This window comes from uncultured Pseudoramibacter sp. (genome assembly GCF_903789625.1).
GTDB classification, from domain to species: domain Bacteria; phylum Bacillota; class Clostridia; order Eubacteriales; family Eubacteriaceae; genus Pseudoramibacter; species Pseudoramibacter fermentans.
In genome coordinates this window covers 98,493-115,385 of record NZ_CAIFFF010000003.1, presented here as the reverse complement: position 1 = coordinate 115,385, position 16,893 = coordinate 98,493, and the positions used below count along the sequence as shown (strand labels likewise).

The following is a 16,893-nucleotide window of genomic DNA, read 5'->3' as shown; positions in this document are numbered from 1 at the left end:
GCTCTGTTTTAGTCTTCAGCTAACACTTCTGTGTCTTTATATGTTCCACAATTTCTGCAAACACGATGCGGTAATTTAATTTCACCACATTTCGGGCAAACACTCATGCCTGGAACTGTCAGCTTGTAATGTGTTCTTCTTTTGTCGCGTCTTGCTTTAGATGATCTGTGCTTTGGTACTGCCATTGTTACACCTCCCAACGTCTATAACTATGATTAAGTAATTATACTACATTAGCCCCATTTATAAAAGTTTTTTTAATGCTTCCATTCTAGGGTCAATCCCATTGTCGTCATCAGAATGATCGCTGTCATTGCATCGACATTCTTCAAAGTTTAAATTCACGCCGCATCCCGGGCAAAGTCCTTTGCAGTCTGGTTTACATAAAACTCTAAAAGGCTCGTTGATATAAAGACATTCTTCCACGCAGGGAATGACGTCAAAATCCTTTGCTGAAGGATTGATTTCGCTCGATTCACGGTATGTATAATTACACTGGTATGGTGTCGGCTGTAAACATCTAGCGCATTCAAAAATCATCGTCCCCGTTATCTGCAAATCAGCCATCACTTCATGACGATTTAATAGGCTGAGATGCCCCGTAACATGCAGACCTTCATCAGAAATTTGGCCATTCAATTCTTGATTTTCATCGACCAAATCTTCCGAATAGACTTGAAAATCCAGTGGATACTGCACACCACCGTGTAATTCTGAAATTTCTATTTTCATTATAAACTCCAAATGGGCAAGACTCATTATAAATGAGAATTGCCCATTCTGTCAAGAAAAATTCTTGAATTAATATTTCGGTTGTCCTTATTTAGCCGCTTCAACTAGTTCGACTGTATCTCTAGCAATCATTAATTCTTCGTTGGTCGGAATGATCATGACCTTTGTCTTCGAATTGTCAGTTGAAATAATGGTTTCTTCTCCGCGGATTTTATTCTTTTCAGGGTCAAGTTCAACGCCTAAAAACTGCAGGCCGTCACAAATTGCAGCACGCGCTGTATCTGAGTTTTCGCCGAGACCTGCTGTAAAGATAATGCCGTCTACACCATTCATAGCTGCTGCGTACGAGCCAATGGTTGTTTTAACTCTGTACTGGAAGACATCTAATGCCAATTGTGCGCGTTTATTGCCTTCTCCTGCAGCCCGTTCAATATCTCTAAAGTCTGAGCTCACACCAGAAATCCCAAGGACACCAGATTCCTTATTCATCATATGGTCAACTTCTTCTGTCGTGTAGCCTCTCTGACGGAGGAAAATAAGAATTTCAGGGTCGATATCCCCACATCTTGTTCCCATAGCCAGACCAGCCAATGGCGTCAACCCCATTGAGGTGTCGATCGATTTGCCATGGCAAACTGCGGCGATACTTGCGCCGTTGCCTAAATGGCATGAAATTAACTTAAGTTCTGAAAGCGGCTTACCCATTAATTTAGCTGCCTGTAAAGTGACAAAACGATGGGAAGTTCCATGGAAGCCGTATTTTCTAATGCCATATTTTTCGTAAAGTTCATACGGCAGCGGATAAATAAAGGCCTTCGGCGGCATCGTCTGGTGGAAAGCTGTGTCAAATACTGCAACCATCGGCACATTTGGGAGCATTTCTTGGCAAGCACGAATGCCGATCAAATTGGCCGGATTGTGCAGTGGCGCTAAAACAGAATTTTCTTCCATTTTTTCGATCACTTCATCCGTAATAATCACGGAAGATGCGAATGCTTCCCCGCCGTGAACGGTTCGATGCCCAACGGCGTCAATTTCGTCCAATGATTTGATCACGCCGTGGTTTTCATCAACCAAAGCCTTAAAAATAATGTCGAGCGCATCTTTATGTGTATCTAATGGACGTTTAAACTGAACCTTGTCTTTGCCAGCGGGTTCGTGTTTGACAACAGAACCTTCAATGCCGATTCTTTCTGCAAGCCCTTTTGCCAAAACGGTTTCAGTTGCCATGTCTAATAACTGGTATTTTAAAGAAGAACTGCCAGCGTTGATCACAAGTACTTTCATCTTTTCACTTTCTCCTTAGAATAAAAATATACTATCCAAACTTATAATACTATATCATTTTTTTGTTCTTTCGTCCTAAATTATTTTGTAATATAATATGAAAATATCAAAAAAATCCAAGAAAAAAAACAAATGGAGGCATTCGTTTTGAAAGCTTTAGGAATTATCGCCGAATACAATCCCTTTCACAATGGGCATCGCTTCCATATTCGCGCCTCTCAAGAGAAAGTCCACCCGGACGCAACCATTGTTGTCATGAGCGGACCTTTTGTACAGCGCGGCACACCTGCTGTTTTAGATAAATGGCAGCGCTGCAGGATTGCGCTTTCTGGCGGCGCCGATCTCGTCTGCGAGCTGCCCGTCCCCTGGGCAACAGCAGGTGCCGAAAAATTTGCAGAAGGTGCCGTTGCCATTTTAGACGCATTGCATTGTACATACCTTTCTTTTGGTTCGGAATCGAGCGACATCGAATCGTTAAAGAAGATTGCGCATCTCTTATCTGAAGAACCGCCTGTTTTTCAATCAGAACTGAAAAAGCGCCTTAAACGCGGGGCCAGTTTTGCAAAATCTAGAGAAGAAGCCGTTTGTTCACTTCTGGGGCGAAGCGCTGCCGACGTCATGACTAAGCCTAATAATATTCTCGGCATCGAATACTTAAAGGCGATCACCCGCAGTCACGTCCATCTCCACCCGATCACAGTAAAAAGACGAGGTGCGCTTCATGACCAAATCGCTTCCAATTCATTTTCATCGTCTGCCATTCGGCAATTAATGAGAACAGACGATATTGCCCTCGCTTCAGACTACCTGCCCTACCCATCACAAATATTAAAGGACACCCACTTTTGTTCTCTGGAAACACATTTTGAGAACTTTGCGGCGGCTAAATTGTTAACAGCTTCCCTGCCCCAGCTTCGCGGCCTGCCGGAGGTGACAGAAGGCTTGGAATTCGCCTTTCAAAACACCGCCCGCGATCCACAAGGATTTTCTTATCAGCAGATCATCGATCGCGTTTCGTCTAAACGCATTCCTAAAAGCCGTGTCCGGCGCATTCTTTTCAATTTGGCTCTCAATATTTCAAAACAGTCAATCGATCAATTCTGGACATGCGCACCGCCATATATTCGTGTTCTTGGAATGAACAATCGAGGGCGTGCATTCTTAGCTGAAAATAAGAAAAAAATTGACTGTCCTATATTAATAAATGTAAAAAGCAATCAAACACAATTAAATCAACCAGCAAAGGAAATATTAGAACTTGATATGCGCGCCCAAAATATGTGGAATTATCTCCATGGCGACGCGCTGTTGTTTCAGGACTATCGTCATCCGCCAGTCCTTGTCTTTTAGATATTCAGAGAAATGAGGCTTATTATGAATTCAACACTCACTTTTAAACAGAAAAAAAATAATTTCGCTCATCTTGCCTGCTCTTTAGGCGTCAATATTCAGCCCGGTCAGACGCTCGTTGTCAATGCGCCAGTGGAAAGTGCTGATTTTGCACGCCTTGTTGCCAAAAATGCCTTTGAACTCGGCGCGAAGGATGTCTCGATCCGCTACAATGACGAATATTTTTCAAGACTGCGATACGATCACGCCGATCTGGAAGCCTTAACAACCATCCCAAAGTGGCAGCAGGACCGATTAAACGACTACGTCGATCAAAATACGGCGGTGATCTCCATTTATGCGGAAGACCCTGATGTGATGAAGGGTGTGGATACCAGCAAGGTATTGGCTGCTACACGGGCTGCTCAGACTGCTGGAAAAAGGTATCAGGAGGCCGTGATGAACGACCGCATCCGATGGTGCGTCATTTCTGTTCCAACGGCCGGATGGGCGCACAAAATTTTCCCAGAACTTCCTGAAGATCTTGCTGTTTCCAAGTTATGGGATGCCATTTTCTACACCACAAGAACAGATTTAGCTGATCCTGTCGGCGCTTGGCAGGCCCATAATCAAAGCTTTGAAAAACGTGTCAACCTATTAAATCAGCACCAGTTCACAGAATTCATCTACACTTCCCCGTCATCCGGCACTGATCTTCACGTCGGCATGCCCAAAAATCACGTTTGGGCCGGCGGTTCAGAAATCGCCCAGGACGGCGTGTCCTTTTTCCCTAATATTCCAACTGAAGAAATCTTCTGCGCACCTGATAAAGATCGCGTAAACGGAACGCTCGTCAGCACACACCCTTTGGTTTACAATGGGCAGCTGATCGACCATTTTCAGTTTACATTTAAAAACGGCGTTGTGACAGATTTTTCAGCAGAGCAGGGATACGACGCGCTGAAATCACTGCTTGAATCCTGCCCAGGCAGTAATCAGCTCGGCGAAATTTCTTTTGTGCCCTACGATTCCCCAATTCAAAATCTCGGCATTCTTTTCTACAATACCCTGTTCGACGAAAATGCCAGCTGTCACTTTGCGCTCGGCGCCGCTTATCCTACCTGTGTTAAAGGCGGTCAGAATATGGACGAAGAAGCGTTAAAAAATGCTGGATTGAACGTTTCCGACACCCACGTGGATTTTATGGTCGGCGCTTCAGATTTAAATATTACCGGCGTTAAAGCTGACGGCTCCAAAATCCCTATTTTCATCAATGGCAACTGGGCCATTTAAATTTTAATCATAACCCAAAAACGGGCTGTCCCTTTCCAGACAGCCCGTTTTGATTTTACGCCAAAACAAATTTTTTAAATACTTTTTTCCCTTTTTTAAGGACAAATCCCTTTTCAAGCATCGCTTTGGTAATCTGCATATTTTGATCGGTTATCTTGCTGCCATCAATCGAAATACCGTTTTGATTGATCAATCTTCTCGCTTCTGATTTGCTCTTGGCAATTTCAGAAACCGTCAGCAGATCCACAACACCGATCTGATCATCTTCTAATTGATCGTTAGAAATTTCAACCTTCGGCATGTCCGAATCACTTCCTGCCCCAGTGAACAGGTTTCTGGAAACCTTCTGAGCCTTGTTCGCTTCTTCTTCACCATGGACCAAAGTTGTCAATTCGTTTGCCAAGATTTCTTTCTTTTCATTGATACGAGAATCATCCCATTTTCCCATTTCGTCGATTTCGTCAAGGGGAATAAACGTCAACATCCGCAGGCACTTCATCACGTCCGCGTCGTCGATATTCCGCCAGTACTGGTAAAATTCGAAAGGACTGGTCTTGTTGGGATCGAGCCAGACCGCGCCTTTCCCTGTCTTGCCCATTTTCTTACCTTCAGAGTTCAATAACAGCGTAATGGTCATCGCGTACGCATCGTCACCAGTCTTCTTGCGAATCAATTCTGTTCCAGCGAGCATATTGCTCCACTGGTCGTTGCCGCCGAACTGCATATTAACCCCGTATGCCTGATGCAGGTGATAAAAATCGTAGGCCTGCATGATCATGTAATTGAATTCCAAGAAAGAGAGTCCCTTTGCCATACGTTGTTTATAGCATTCTGCTCTCAACATATTGTTCACCGAAAAATGAACGCCAACTTCCCGAAGCACATCGACATAATTTAAATTTAAAAGCCAGTCCGCATTATTGACTAATTGGGCTTTATCTTCTCCAAATTCGATGAACCGCGACATCTGTTTTTTAAAGCAGTCACAGTTGTGCTGAATTTCTTCCGGCGTCATCATTTTTCTCAAATCCGTTCGGCCTGAAGGGTCGCCAATATACCCTGTGCCGCCGCCGACCAACGCCACTGGACGGTTGCCAGCCTGCTGCAGTCTTTTCATCAAGCACAATGCCATAAAATGACCGACATGAAGAGAATCTGCTGTTGGATCGAAGCCAATATAGAATTTTGCGCCGCCTTTATTAATTAAATCCCGGATCTGCGGTTCGTCAGTTACCTGAGCGATCAGACCCCGCGCAACTAATTCGTCATAAATTTCCATTCATTTACCTCCATATCATAAAAAATCCTCTATCTGAAAATTCAGATAGAGGACGAATAACCGTGGTACCACCTCAATTTAAGCCGCTAAGACTCCTCGGTGTATTAATATAATACAAGCTGTATCGGGCAGACCCGTCCAATCCTAATCAATCACCGCAAGGCGATTTTTCAAACTGAAAGCTCCAAAATGTACTTCATTTATCTGCTCTTGTGTTTTCTCAGCGTCCAAACACTCTCTGGAAAGAAACAAATAAACTACTCTTTTTATCATCGCTTATTCAAATGAATTGTTTAGTATTATATCTAATCCGTATCAAGAGTTCAAGTCTAAAATTTAACGACGATGCCGACTGCCGCGGCAATTGCGATAAATATAATCGGATGCCAGTTCTTCACCTTCGGAACCCAATTTGACAAAACAAAAATAACGACGGCAAAAGCAACCGCTTTCCAATTAATGAAAGACAAGAAATTTTGAATCGACAAATGCGTATGGGTATTAAATAATGCAATTTCTCCAACCGAACAGCAGGCCGCTGCGATTAACGCCGTTGAGGCGGGACGCAGCCCATAAAAACCGTCCTGAACGTATTGATTATCCTTAAAGGTCTGAAGTACCTTCGCAATCAGCGTGATAATGATCACTGAAGGCAGTACCTCACTCAAGGTCGATACAATAGCTCCCCACACGCCACTAACGGTAAAGCCCACATACGTCGCCATATTGATGCCAAGCGGGCCTGGCGTCGACTCAGAGACTGCGACCATATCCGCCAGCTGAGACTGGGTATACCAATGTGTGGTTTGACCAATATTGCTGAGAAAAGGAAAGGTGGCCATCCCTCCTCCAATTGCAAAAAGACCGGTTTTAAAAAATTCCCAAAAGAGTCGTATGTACACCATTATCTTTTACCCCCTTTTCGGAAGCGCAAAGATTGAATCAATATGCCGGCGGCGGCCGCAATGAGAACAAACACAACTGGCGACACATTTGTGGCAAGAGCCAATACCAAAACGACTAAGAAAATGCCAGCTGTCGCTTTGTCGACTATTGAGCTTTTCCCTATTTTGATAACCGCATTGAGAATGAGCACAACAACCGCAATTCTGATCCCTTTAAAAGCATTGACAACCACTTCAGCGTTTTCAAAACGACTGATAATTTTTGCCAGCGTCATAATAATCAAAAGTGACGGTGAAATGACGCCCAATGTCGCAAAAATTCCGCCAATGATGCCGCGTTTCTTATAGCCAATAAATGTGGCTGTGTTCACTGCGATGATCCCTGGCGTGCACTGTCCAATCGCGTAATAATCCGCAATTTCCCGATCTGTAACCCATTTCTTATCCTCGACGACTTCCCTTTGAAGAATCGGCAGCATCGCGTAGCCGCCTCCAAACATCATCGCACCTATTTTAAAAAAGGTGATGTATAATTCTAAGATTGAAACGCGTTTTTTCACTATATTTCCCCCTTTGCACCCGATAAAAAAACGCCCAATCGTAAAGTGATTAGACGTTCTTTCCTCTTTTTGACTTAAATTTGTTCAATGACGCCTACCGGGCAGCCATCCATCGCTTCTTCAGCACTTTCCGCTAACTCAGGTGTAACTTCGATATCTCTGGCTTCGGCGACACCGTCATCATTAATAAAAAATATTTCCGGACAGGTCGCTTCACAAGCGCCGCATCCGATACAACCTTCATTGACTTTATATTTCATTTTTATCCCCTTCTTTCATCTTGGATATAGTTTTAGTATAATACATTAAGCGAAATAAAAAAAGAAAAATCTGGAGGCTGTCCATGGAAATAAAAGCATATGCTTTAGAGCAAATCAAACTATTTAACCATATCAATCCCGCCGAACTGGAAGCACTTCTCAGTTTTTTGGGCTGCCATGTGAAGACGATTCAACGCAAAAAGTACATTTATCATGTCGGAGATCAACTTAACGAATTTGGCATCGTCTTAAACGGCGAAGTGCGTATCGAAAACGTCGACTTTTGGGGAAACACCTCGATCATTGCCCATTTATCAAATGGCGCCATTTTCGCTGAAAGCTATGTTCTGGCTAATAAGCCGTTGTCCGTCGACGTGATCGCTCAGAAAACCAGCGAGATCTTATTTATCTCTACACAAAAATTATTTCAATCTGTCCCCGCAGAACAATCAGCCATTTCGTCAGCAAAAAATACATTAATACAAAATTTACTTCTCGCCTGCAGCCAAAAGAATTTGCATTTGTCCCATAGAATTTTTCATACATCCAGCAAAACCATTCGCGGACGTGTCATTTCGTACTTGTCTTTTCTTTCAAAAGAAAAAGAAAGCGCAAGCTTTGACATTCCCTTTAACCGGCAGCAGTTGGCCGATTATTTGAACGTCGATCGCTCCGCGCTTTCCCATGAACTCTCAAAAATGCAAAAAGATGGTTTAATCACAATGAATAAGAATCATTTTTCGTTAAACGATAAAGTGATGTGATAAATGGCGAGTAACAATTCGCTTAATTCTAATTCCGATTCGACGACAAAATCAGGCGTGTACTCGCTATCGTCTGGCTGAATGTGGTGGCGTCTATTGAACCATACTGATTTCCAGTTTGCTCTTTTTGCCCCCACCACGTCGATCGGATAAGCATCGCCAACGTACAAACATTCGTCAGATTGACTGTGGGTACGCTTCTCTACATATTGAAATATTTCCCGATGCGGTTTTGTGAGCCCTATCTTTCCAGATATAAAAATATTTTCTTTAGGGAACCATTTTTCAAGGCCTAAAGTTTTGATTTTAAACCACTGATGCCGTTCTGGCCCGTTGGAGATGATGCCCAAGAACACACCCTGCTTTGACAGATAGGTCAACAAATTTTGTATCTGTTCTGAAAGGCAGATTTTCCCTTGAAAGGTCTCGTAATTATCCTGAAAGGCCAAACAATCCGATTTTGAAAGGTAAGCGCCATTATCTTCAAAGGCTTTTCCGATTCGATACGCGTACATTTCTTCTTTATCGATTTCGCCTCTGGAGACCATATCAAAAACCTCGTCACTCCGGGCACGGCTGTCGATAAAAATGCGCTCTACATTCAACGCTTTGAAGCGATCCCCAAAGGAATATTCAAAGGCTCTTCTAAAAGGCTCGTACTGATTGTACAACGTGTCGTCAATGTCGAAAAAGAATTTTTTAACTTTATTACTCATCTTTATTTTTCTTCGGATTTTGCATATTTGTTCAGCAGCAGATTATTATCAGGATCAATGACATTTGTAATCACAGGTTCGTATTTGTCTTTTCCAAACCTTCCCCGGCGATCCATCAGATGAATAATCCCGTATGCCGCAAACATGAGAATGAGGCCTCCGAAAAAGCCAGTGTAAACTTCATTTAAATGCAGCATCGGTGCAATGGAGTACCCGATAAATATCCCGAGTAAAAAGCCGATCAGTGGAAAACCGTAGGCCACACCGCTTGCCTTCATCAAGTTGGCAAATTCCATTTCAAGTGCAACCTTGTCGCCAACCTTGGCATTGACCTCGTTTTTTGCGTCGACAGTCATTGTTTTATTTGACGTGCCCAATTCACACGCTTTACAGTCGCCACACATTTCATGACGCGTAATGATGACCCTTGCCGTATTGTTTTTCTTTATTCTTTTAACTGTTCCGTATTCGATCATCTTAAATGCCTCTGTTTTACGCTATTAGAAATATAACTCCCAAAAAATTTGGGAGTTGTACATTCAATTAAACAATATCTTCATCAACACTGATGCCCAAATCGATCAATTGATCCAAACCTGCATCAGCTGGCGCTTCTGTCATTAAATCGCTATGGTTCTGTGTTTTCGGGAACGCAATGACATCGCGGATGTTATCGATATTCATCAGCATCATAATCAAGCGGTCAAAACCGAAGGCTAAACCACCGTGTGGCGGTGTCCCGTATTTGAGTGCTTCCATTAAGAAGCCAAACTGTGTTTGAACCGTTTCTTCTGAGAGATTAAGCGCCTTAAACATCTTTTCCTGAATATCGCCATTGTGGATACGGATAGAGCCGCCGCCAAGTTCTACCCCATTGACAACCATGTCGTACGCATCTGAACGTACTTTTTCTGGTGCCGTTTCCAAGAGTGGAATATCTTCATCAAGCGGTGCCGTAAATGGATGGTGAACCGCCACATAACGGCCCTGTTCTTCATCGTATTCAAGCAGCGGGAAGTCGATGACCCACAAGAATTTAAACTGATTGGATACGTCGATCTTAAGACGGCGTGCCAATTCCAAGCGCAGCTGCCCCATCGCGGTGCACGCAATTTGGTCTGTATCCGCGATCATGAAAATATAATCGCCTTCTTCTGCGCCTAAGCGGTCGTAAATCGCTTGTTTTTCTTCTTCAGAGATGAATTTCAGAATTGGTGTTTTCATCTGGGATTCATCGTCTTTGACGTCAATCCAAGCTAAGCCCTTGGCTTTGTAGATCTTAGCGTGTTTTTCCAAATTTTTAAGGGCTTTTTTAGACAGTTTCCCCTGTGCGTCCTTCGCGATGATTGCTCGGACAGAACCGCCTCGTTTGATCGCATCTGAAAAAACATTAAAGGATGAATCTTTAAGAATATCAGAAAGATCGTGTAATTCCAGACCGAAACGCATATCCGGCTTGTCTGAACCGAAGCGATCCATCGCTTCCCGCCATGTCATCCGCAGGAACGGACGTTCCAATTCAATACCGCGGATTTCTTTAAAGATCTTTGCGATCATTTCTTCCATAATCGGCAGGATGTCGTCCTTCGTGACGAATGACATTTCCATATCGATCTGGGTAAATTCCGGCTGGCGGTCCTGGCGTAAATCTTCATCTCTGAAGCATTTTGCCAATTGATAATAACGATCCATGCCAGAGATCATTAAAATTTGTTTAAAGAGCTGTGGGCTCTGCGGCAGACCAAAGAATTTGCCCTTTTGAACTCTAGAAGGAACCAAGAAATCGCGAGCTCCTTCTGGCGTTGTCTTTCCTAAAATAGGCGTTTCGATTTCGCAGAAGCCATGTTCATTCAAATAATTTCTGACAATAGAAGCGACCTTCGCCCGAGTCATCAAAATTTTCTGATTTTTTGGTTTGCGCAGATCCAGGTAGCGATATTTCAGTCTGACGTTTTCGCCTGATTTATCGTTGTCTTTTACATAAATTGGAGGTGTCGCTGACGTATCCAAGATGGTAATGTGATGTACCATTACTTCAACCTTCCCGGTTTCCATCTTAGGATTGACCGTTTCAGGTGTTCTTTCCTGAACAACCCCTTCAACATTCAATACGTATTCATCTCTGATCTTTTCGGCAATTGGGAATTCAGATCCAACTATTTTTTCATTGAAAACAACTTGAACCTTCCCCGAGCGGTCGCGAAGATCAACAAAAATAACACCACCCAAGTCTCGGCGGCTGTCGGCCCATCCCGCTAATTTAACGGTCTGGCCCACTTTACTTTCATTGACCTCGCCGCAAACGGCAGATCTAAAATGCGTTTCCATCATTTGACAATCTTCCTCCTAATTCTATTCAAAGCCCTCAAAGAGGCATAATTTCATGTTTTTTTATTATATGCATTATTAATTATTCCGTCAAGCACACAAAGGATTAACGTGATGTGTCAATCATCCATTTCTAAATATTGTCGATAGGCTTTTATCTTTTTTGCAATAATTTCTTCTGCCCGCGCGTTGTACGTTCGGATATCTTTAACAGTGTAGACTTTATTAAGCCGGTTTTGTTCAGGATGATACACTTTTCCCGTGGCGCCAGCGCCAATGCCGATGATCGTCTGCCGCTCCGCCATCATTAAAATATTGTAAATCCCTTCGCTGCCATTTAAGCAGTATCCGATATTCTCTCCGTTACCCTGTGCGTATTTTTGGCGGTAAAGGTAATACGGGCGATATCCCGAGCTTTTCAGGCGGTTTGAAATTTCGTCGTAAAAATCCTTCGAGTAAATCTGCTCGTACTGACACCCTTCTTCTTCTCTCAATCTCGATCCTTTTTTAATCGCAAGGCTGTGGACAGTTAAATTTTCGGGATGCAGTTGAATGACCTGTTGCAAAGAAGACAGGACCATCTCAGGCGGTTCTTCGTTGAGTCCAACGATTAAATCCATATTGACACAGTCAAATCCGATTTCTCTTACCATTTGATAGACATTTCGGATATCTTCAGCCGTGTGCAGTCTTCCCACTGCGCGCAGTGTAGCGTCGTTCATGCTCTGAGGATTGAGGCAGAGTCGATTGACATGATATTGCTTCAGGAGCTTGAGTTTCTCGAGCGTTGTCGTTTCCGGGCGCCCAGCTTCGAACGTAAATTCCCGAATATTCGACAAATCAAATTCGCTGGAGACTGCCTTTAATAACGCGTCAAGCTGCTCAGCTGAAAAGATCGACGGCGTGCCTCCGCCAATATACAGTGTGTCGATTGAAAGCCGCTGATCGCGGATGAGTTCTGCAAATGCCCTTATTTCGATCAAAAGCGCTCGCAAATAATCCGCGCATAATTTACCCTTTTTGTCTGCAACCGTGGAGACAAAAGAACAATATGCGCATTTTGCCGGACAAATGGGAACGCCAATATAAAGCGAAATCTTTTTTGAATCGTTTGGATAAACAATCGGCATTTCATTTTTTGCGATGTCGAGGGCAAGCTCAGCCTTTTCCGTTGAAACAAAATACTGATCCTTAAAATCCTTCAGCGCCAGTGCCTCGTCGTGACGATTTTGAAGCAGCAGCTCGTGTGCAATTTTTACGGGTTTAATACCGGTCAAGCTTCCCCAAGGCAGGGTGTGCGAAGCGATATCCGACATAAAACGATAAAAAAACCCCTTGAATTCATTAGAATCAACGGGTTTTTCTGAAATACGATAAGTTTCTCGCTTCAATTCTTGTTGATCGAATTGTGCTGCAAACACGATTTGATCAGACTGAATCATTGTCTGGATGACAAGATCTCCTGCCCCTTCAAAAACAACCTTCGCATTGGGAAAAAAGGATTTTGTCAGTTCGCGTGCACCGTTTTTCCAAGACGGAACGTCCGGCATTATCAATACAACTTGATCAATTTCTTCTATTTTCATAAGCTATTGTGCGTAAGGGTTATTCATCTTTTCAAATTTGATTGACGTTTTTTCGCCATGACCCGGATAAACAACGATATCGTCAGGATATGTCAGCAAACGTTTGACGGATTTGATGATATCCGGATAAGAGCCGCCTTGAAAATCCGTTCGCCCGACAGAGCCAAAAAACAACGTATCCCCTGTGAACATTTCCTGGTTCGTCAAAAAACAGGCCCCACCCGGAGTGTGTCCCGGCGTATGAATCACCGAAAACGAAAGTTCCGGAGAAATTTCAATTTTGTCGCCATCCTTAAGCAGCTCATCTGCCGCTGGAAAAACGGCGGACTGCCCCATCAACAGGGAAATGTTTTTACCCGGTGAGGACAAACAATCCGCATCGTCTCTGTGAATACAGACGTCGGCATGCGTATAGGCGCTGGCCTGCGGAAGTCCTGCCATATGATCGTAATGTCCGTGTGTCAGCAGAATTTTCTTGACCTGGACCTGATTGTCCTCAATGTCTTTTTCGATTTGCTTCGTCCATCCGCCTGGGTCGATAATCACACCCTGATGATCCGAATCAGACCAAACCAGGTAGCAATTGGCCATCAGCGGACCAACCATATATCTGTTTATCTTTATCATAATTGTTTACTTAGAATAATTTCCTACTATCAAGCAAAAGCGTAACCGGCCCATCGTTATGAATTTGAACCTGCATATCTGCCTGAAATTGACCAAAGGCAACGCGGTCAGCAGCAGCGTTTTTAATCTTTTCTTTGAATCTCAAATAATTCTGCCGCGCCGTCTGAACGTCACCGCTTTTTGAAAAGCTCGGTCTCCGTCCCTTTCTACAATCTCCGTAGAGCGTAAACTGTGACACGACCAAAAGCTCGCCATGAACATCTAATAAAGACAAATTCATCTTATCATTTTCATCTTCAAAAATACGCAGGTTCAGCGTCTTATTGATGATATAATCCATGTCGGCTTCCTGGTCCGATTGTTCAAAACCGATTAAAAGGCAGATGCCCCGACCAATTTTGCCAATCACTTGACCGTCAACCTGAACGGAGGCATTAGATACCCTTTGAATAACTGCTCTCATCACTTGACCCTATATACGTTTAACCACCAATACAGAAGGAAATTTTTTAATGTTTTTAATCACTAAATTCAATTCTCTTCTCGATTTGACTTCAAAAACAGCTTCAAAATAATCGAATTTTCCTCTGTCATTTCGTGCGGTCAGCGCCGTTAAAGGAATATCCATTTCAATAAATACTTTATTGATTTCAATAAGCGTATGGGGATCTTCATCGGCCTGAATGCTGATTTCTGCACTAAAATTACCTGATACACCAAATCGATTCCATTCGACATCAACCGTCTTTTCGGCGTCAATGTGCAGCACATTGGGACAATCTGTACGGTGAACCGTAATACCGTGGGATTGGGTAATATGTCCGATAATCTGATCTCCCGGAACTGGGCTGCAGCATTTCGCTAAATGCACGTCAATATCGTTTAGCCCCGCAACCAAAATATTGGAATTATTTTTTTCCTTTTTTGTCGGTTTTTTAATGGCAATTTCGGGTTCTTGTTCTTTGAAAACCTCTGGGAAGAGCAATTTCATTTTTGTAAAAATGGTTCCCATTTTAATGCCATTGTAGCCAATCGCAGCGTAAAGATCATCTACGGTTTTATAATTCAGCTGCTTGCACAAAGTTTCCAATTCGGTCGTATTGCCAAGCTTAGAATCCTGCAGCCCTTGCCGCTTTAATTCATTTTCAAGCGCTAATTTGCCCTTTTCAATGTTTTCTTCTTTTGTCTCACGCTTGAAATACTGCTTGATCTTATTTCTCGCATGGGCGCTTTTGACAAAGTTTAACCAGTCACGGCTTGGGCCGTTGCTGTGCTTTGAAGTCATAACTTCAACAATGTCGCCATTGCTGAGTTCGTAGTTCAGCGGCACAATTTTGCCGTTGACCTTTGCGCCGACACAATTATTCCCGATATCGCTGTGAACGCGATAGGCAAAATCAAGGGGACATGACCCGACAGGCAGCTCAAACACATCGCCTCTTGGTGAAAAGACGTAAACTTCTTCGTTCAGCAGATCGACCTTAATTGTTTCCAATAAGTCGCCGGCGTTGTCGAGCTCCTGCTGCCATTCCATAATCTGTCTGAGCCAGGCAATTTTTTTCTCGTAATGCGCGTCCTTGGAATTTTTGCTGCTGCCCTTGCCTTCCTTGTATTTCCAGTGGGCTGCAATCCCGTATTCGGCGACGCGGTGCATTTCCTTGGTTCGAATCTGAATTTCTACAGGATCGCCGTTCGGCCCAATCACAGTCGTGTGGATGGATTGATACATATTGGGCTTTGGCATGGCGATATAGTCTTTAAATCTGCCTGGAATTGGCTTCCATTCTGTGTGGACCAGTCCCAAAACCCCATAGCATTCCTTTACAGTATTCACAATGACACGAACCGCGACCAAATCGTAAATTTCGTCGAATTTTCGGTGCTGCGCCTTCATTTTACGATAAATTGAATAAAAATGTTTGGAGCGGCCGTACACTTTACATGGAATATCGACCTCTGCTAATTTTTTCTTCAAAATATCGATGACTTGATTGACGTATTCTTCTCGAGCCTGTTTTTTGGCTTTTACACTTTTAACCAAATTGTAATAGCCTTCAGGGTCAAGATATTTTAAGGATAAATCTTCAAGCTCAGCTTTAATGGCTTGAATCCCCAGTCGATTGGCAATCGGCGCGTAAATATCAAGGGTCTCCCGCGCTTTTTCCTTCTGCTTTTCTTTGGTCATGTACTCTAATGTCCGCATATTGTGCAGACGGTCGACCAGCTTGATCAAAATGACGCGGATATCCTTTGACATGGCCATGACCATTTTTCGGATATATTCCGCTTGGCTTTCTTCTTTCGACTGGTAATCGATTTTCCCAATTTTCGTCACGCCCTCAACCAGGTCCGCTATTTTAGGATTAAACATCGTGGCAATTTCTTCATGCGTTGTATCTGTGTCTTCGATCACGTCATGAAGCAGGGCGGCACAAATGGTTTCCGTATCCATCCTGTATTTGGCCAAAATATAAGCCACTGCAACAGGATGAATGATATAGTCTTCACCTGATTTCCGCTTTTGCCCCGCATGTGCCTGATCCGCTAGGTTAAAAGCGCGCATAATCATATCCGGATCGGCATCGGGGTCATTCTTTTCAACGATTTTAATGATATTGTCTATCTTTTTTTTGACTGCTTCTGTTGCCATGCGCACCTCCTCTTACCGTAGCTCTGACGTTCTATAAAGTTCTATTAAATAGGGAATTGAATCAATGACTGGACGTAGTAGTCTTTTAACGCTTCTCTGCCCTTAAGATCTGTCAATTCAATCATGAACAGCGCGCCGCAGACTTCCCCACCAAGCAGTTCAACCAAATCGATTGCTGCTTTCATGGTACCGCCCGTGGCAAGCAGGTCGTCGATAATTAAGACACGGTCGCCTGTCTTAATGGCATCTTTCTGAATTTCAACAGTGTTTTCACCGTATTCCAGTTTGTAAGACTTTGCCATAACTTCGCCTGGCAGTTTCCCCGGTTTGCGGATCGGCACCAAACCAACGCCTAATTTGTACGCCAAAGCTGAGCCGAAAATATAGCCTCGCGCTTCCGGAATGCAGACGACATTCACATCCAAAGCCTTTGCGATTTCATAAAACTGATCGGTTACTTCGTGAAAGGCTTCCCCGTCTTTAATTAAGCTGTTAATGTCCTTAAAACTAATGCCTGGTTTTGGAAAATCAGGATAAATTGCAATTTTACTTTTTAAATCCATTGTAATCCCCACAT

18 protein-coding genes and 1 other annotated feature are annotated in these 16,893 nt (G+C 43.4%); of the genes, 3 read left to right on the top strand and 15 right to left on the bottom strand.

Annotation, left to right across the window (positions count from 1 at the left end; all coding sequences use genetic code 11):
• Nucleotides 1-8: 8 nt before the first annotated feature.
• The 3 genes from rpmF to QZX60_RS02970 all read right to left on the bottom strand — a co-directional run bounded on the left by rpmF (nt 9) and on the right by QZX60_RS02970 (nt 2,019).
• Nucleotides 9-185: a 50S ribosomal protein L32 gene (gene rpmF, locus QZX60_RS02980; protein ID WP_154576656.1), complete on the bottom strand. Its 177-nt coding sequence runs from the start codon at nt 183-185 to the stop codon at nt 9-11.
• A gap of 58 nt (nt 186-243) precedes the next feature.
• On the bottom strand, nt 244-732 hold the full coding sequence (locus tag QZX60_RS02975) for a DUF177 domain-containing protein (RefSeq protein ID WP_295361225.1): 489 nt from the start codon (nt 730-732) through the stop codon (nt 244-246).
• Between the two features lie 87 nt (nt 733-819).
• On the bottom strand, nt 820-2,019 hold the full coding sequence (locus QZX60_RS02970; protein WP_295361223.1) for an acetate/propionate family kinase: 1,200 nt from the start codon (nt 2,017-2,019) through the stop codon (nt 820-822).
• A 132-nt stretch (nt 2,020-2,151) separates the two neighbouring features.
• Here QZX60_RS02970 and QZX60_RS02965 point away from each other — a divergent pair, with 132 nt between their 5' ends.
• The gene (locus QZX60_RS02965) at nt 2,152-3,369 is read left to right on the top strand and encodes a nucleotidyltransferase (protein ID WP_295361220.1); all 1,218 of its coding nucleotides are present in this window, start codon (nt 2,152-2,154) and stop codon (nt 3,367-3,369) included.
• Between the two features lie 24 nt (nt 3,370-3,393).
• Nucleotides 3,394-4,641 carry an aminopeptidase gene (locus QZX60_RS02960; protein WP_295361218.1) on the top strand — a complete coding sequence of 416 codons (1,248 nt, stop codon included), beginning with the start codon at nt 3,394-3,396 and terminating at the stop codon, nt 4,639-4,641.
• 55 nt (nt 4,642-4,696) lie between these two features.
• On the opposite strand, the gene tyrS is transcribed toward QZX60_RS02960, so the two are convergent.
• From tyrS to QZX60_RS02940, 4 genes are all read right to left on the bottom strand, one after another.
• Nucleotides 4,697-5,920, bottom strand: a complete 1,224-nt coding sequence (gene tyrS / locus QZX60_RS02955) for a tyrosine--tRNA ligase (RefSeq protein ID WP_295361215.1) — start codon at nt 5,918-5,920, stop codon at nt 4,697-4,699.
• A 45-nt stretch (nt 5,921-5,965) separates the two neighbouring features.
• Nucleotides 5,966-6,202, bottom strand: a binding site (T-box leader).
• 47 nt (nt 6,203-6,249) lie between these two features.
• Complete coding sequence (locus QZX60_RS02950) at nt 6,250-6,825, bottom strand: chromate transporter (RefSeq protein WP_295361212.1); 576 nt, start codon at nt 6,823-6,825, stop codon at nt 6,250-6,252.
• Complete coding sequence (locus QZX60_RS02945; protein ID WP_295361209.1) at nt 6,825-7,385, bottom strand: chromate transporter; 561 nt, start codon at nt 7,383-7,385, stop codon at nt 6,825-6,827. Before QZX60_RS02945 ends, QZX60_RS02950 begins: the two co-directional genes overlap by 1 nt.
• 74 nt (nt 7,386-7,459) lie before the next feature.
• The gene (locus QZX60_RS02940; RefSeq protein ID WP_295361206.1) at nt 7,460-7,645 is read right to left on the bottom strand and encodes a ferredoxin; all 186 of its coding nucleotides are present in this window, start codon (nt 7,643-7,645) and stop codon (nt 7,460-7,462) included.
• 83 nt (nt 7,646-7,728) lie between these two features.
• Between QZX60_RS02940 and QZX60_RS02935 the strand changes: the two genes are divergently transcribed.
• Nucleotides 7,729-8,409, top strand: coding sequence for a Crp/Fnr family transcriptional regulator (locus QZX60_RS02935; RefSeq protein WP_295361203.1), 681 nt, complete (start codon nt 7,729-7,731; stop codon nt 8,407-8,409).
• Here QZX60_RS02935 and QZX60_RS02930 read toward each other — a convergent pair.
• The 8 genes from QZX60_RS02930 to QZX60_RS02895 all read right to left on the bottom strand — a co-directional run bounded on the left by QZX60_RS02930 (nt 8,379) and on the right by QZX60_RS02895 (nt 16,879).
• Nucleotides 8,379-9,125 (bottom strand): HAD family hydrolase, encoded by a 747-nt coding sequence (locus QZX60_RS02930; RefSeq protein WP_295361201.1) that lies wholly within the window; start codon nt 9,123-9,125, stop codon nt 8,379-8,381. The two genes, QZX60_RS02935 and QZX60_RS02930, sit on opposite strands and share 31 nt — an antisense overlap.
• 2 nt (nt 9,126-9,127) lie before the next feature.
• The gene (locus tag QZX60_RS02925) at nt 9,128-9,601 is read right to left on the bottom strand and encodes a SoxR reducing system RseC family protein (RefSeq protein ID WP_295361199.1); all 474 of its coding nucleotides are present in this window, start codon (nt 9,599-9,601) and stop codon (nt 9,128-9,130) included.
• 67 nt (nt 9,602-9,668) lie between these two features.
• On the bottom strand, nt 9,669-11,456 hold the full coding sequence (gene aspS / locus QZX60_RS02920; protein ID WP_295361197.1) for an aspartate--tRNA ligase: 1,788 nt from the start codon (nt 11,454-11,456) through the stop codon (nt 9,669-9,671).
• A 116-nt stretch (nt 11,457-11,572) separates the two neighbouring features.
• Nucleotides 11,573-13,039, bottom strand: coding sequence for a coproporphyrinogen dehydrogenase HemZ (gene hemZ / locus QZX60_RS02915; protein ID WP_295361195.1), 1,467 nt, complete (start codon nt 13,037-13,039; stop codon nt 11,573-11,575).
• 3 nt (nt 13,040-13,042) lie between these two features.
• Nucleotides 13,043-13,630: an MBL fold metallo-hydrolase gene (locus tag QZX60_RS02910; RefSeq protein WP_295361192.1), complete on the bottom strand. Its 588-nt coding sequence runs from the start codon at nt 13,628-13,630 to the stop codon at nt 13,043-13,045.
• Between the two features lie 46 nt (nt 13,631-13,676).
• The gene (gene dtd, locus QZX60_RS02905; RefSeq protein WP_295361189.1) at nt 13,677-14,129 is read right to left on the bottom strand and encodes a D-aminoacyl-tRNA deacylase; all 453 of its coding nucleotides are present in this window, start codon (nt 14,127-14,129) and stop codon (nt 13,677-13,679) included.
• A gap of 9 nt (nt 14,130-14,138) precedes the next feature.
• Entirely contained in the window at nt 14,139-16,316 is a 2,178-nt protein-coding gene (locus QZX60_RS02900) for a bifunctional (p)ppGpp synthetase/guanosine-3',5'-bis(diphosphate) 3'-pyrophosphohydrolase (protein WP_295361186.1), read from the bottom strand.
• A gap of 44 nt (nt 16,317-16,360) precedes the next feature.
• Nucleotides 16,361-16,879 (bottom strand): adenine phosphoribosyltransferase, encoded by a 519-nt coding sequence (locus QZX60_RS02895; RefSeq protein WP_295361184.1) that lies wholly within the window; start codon nt 16,877-16,879, stop codon nt 16,361-16,363.
• Nucleotides 16,880-16,893: the final 14 nt, after the last annotated feature.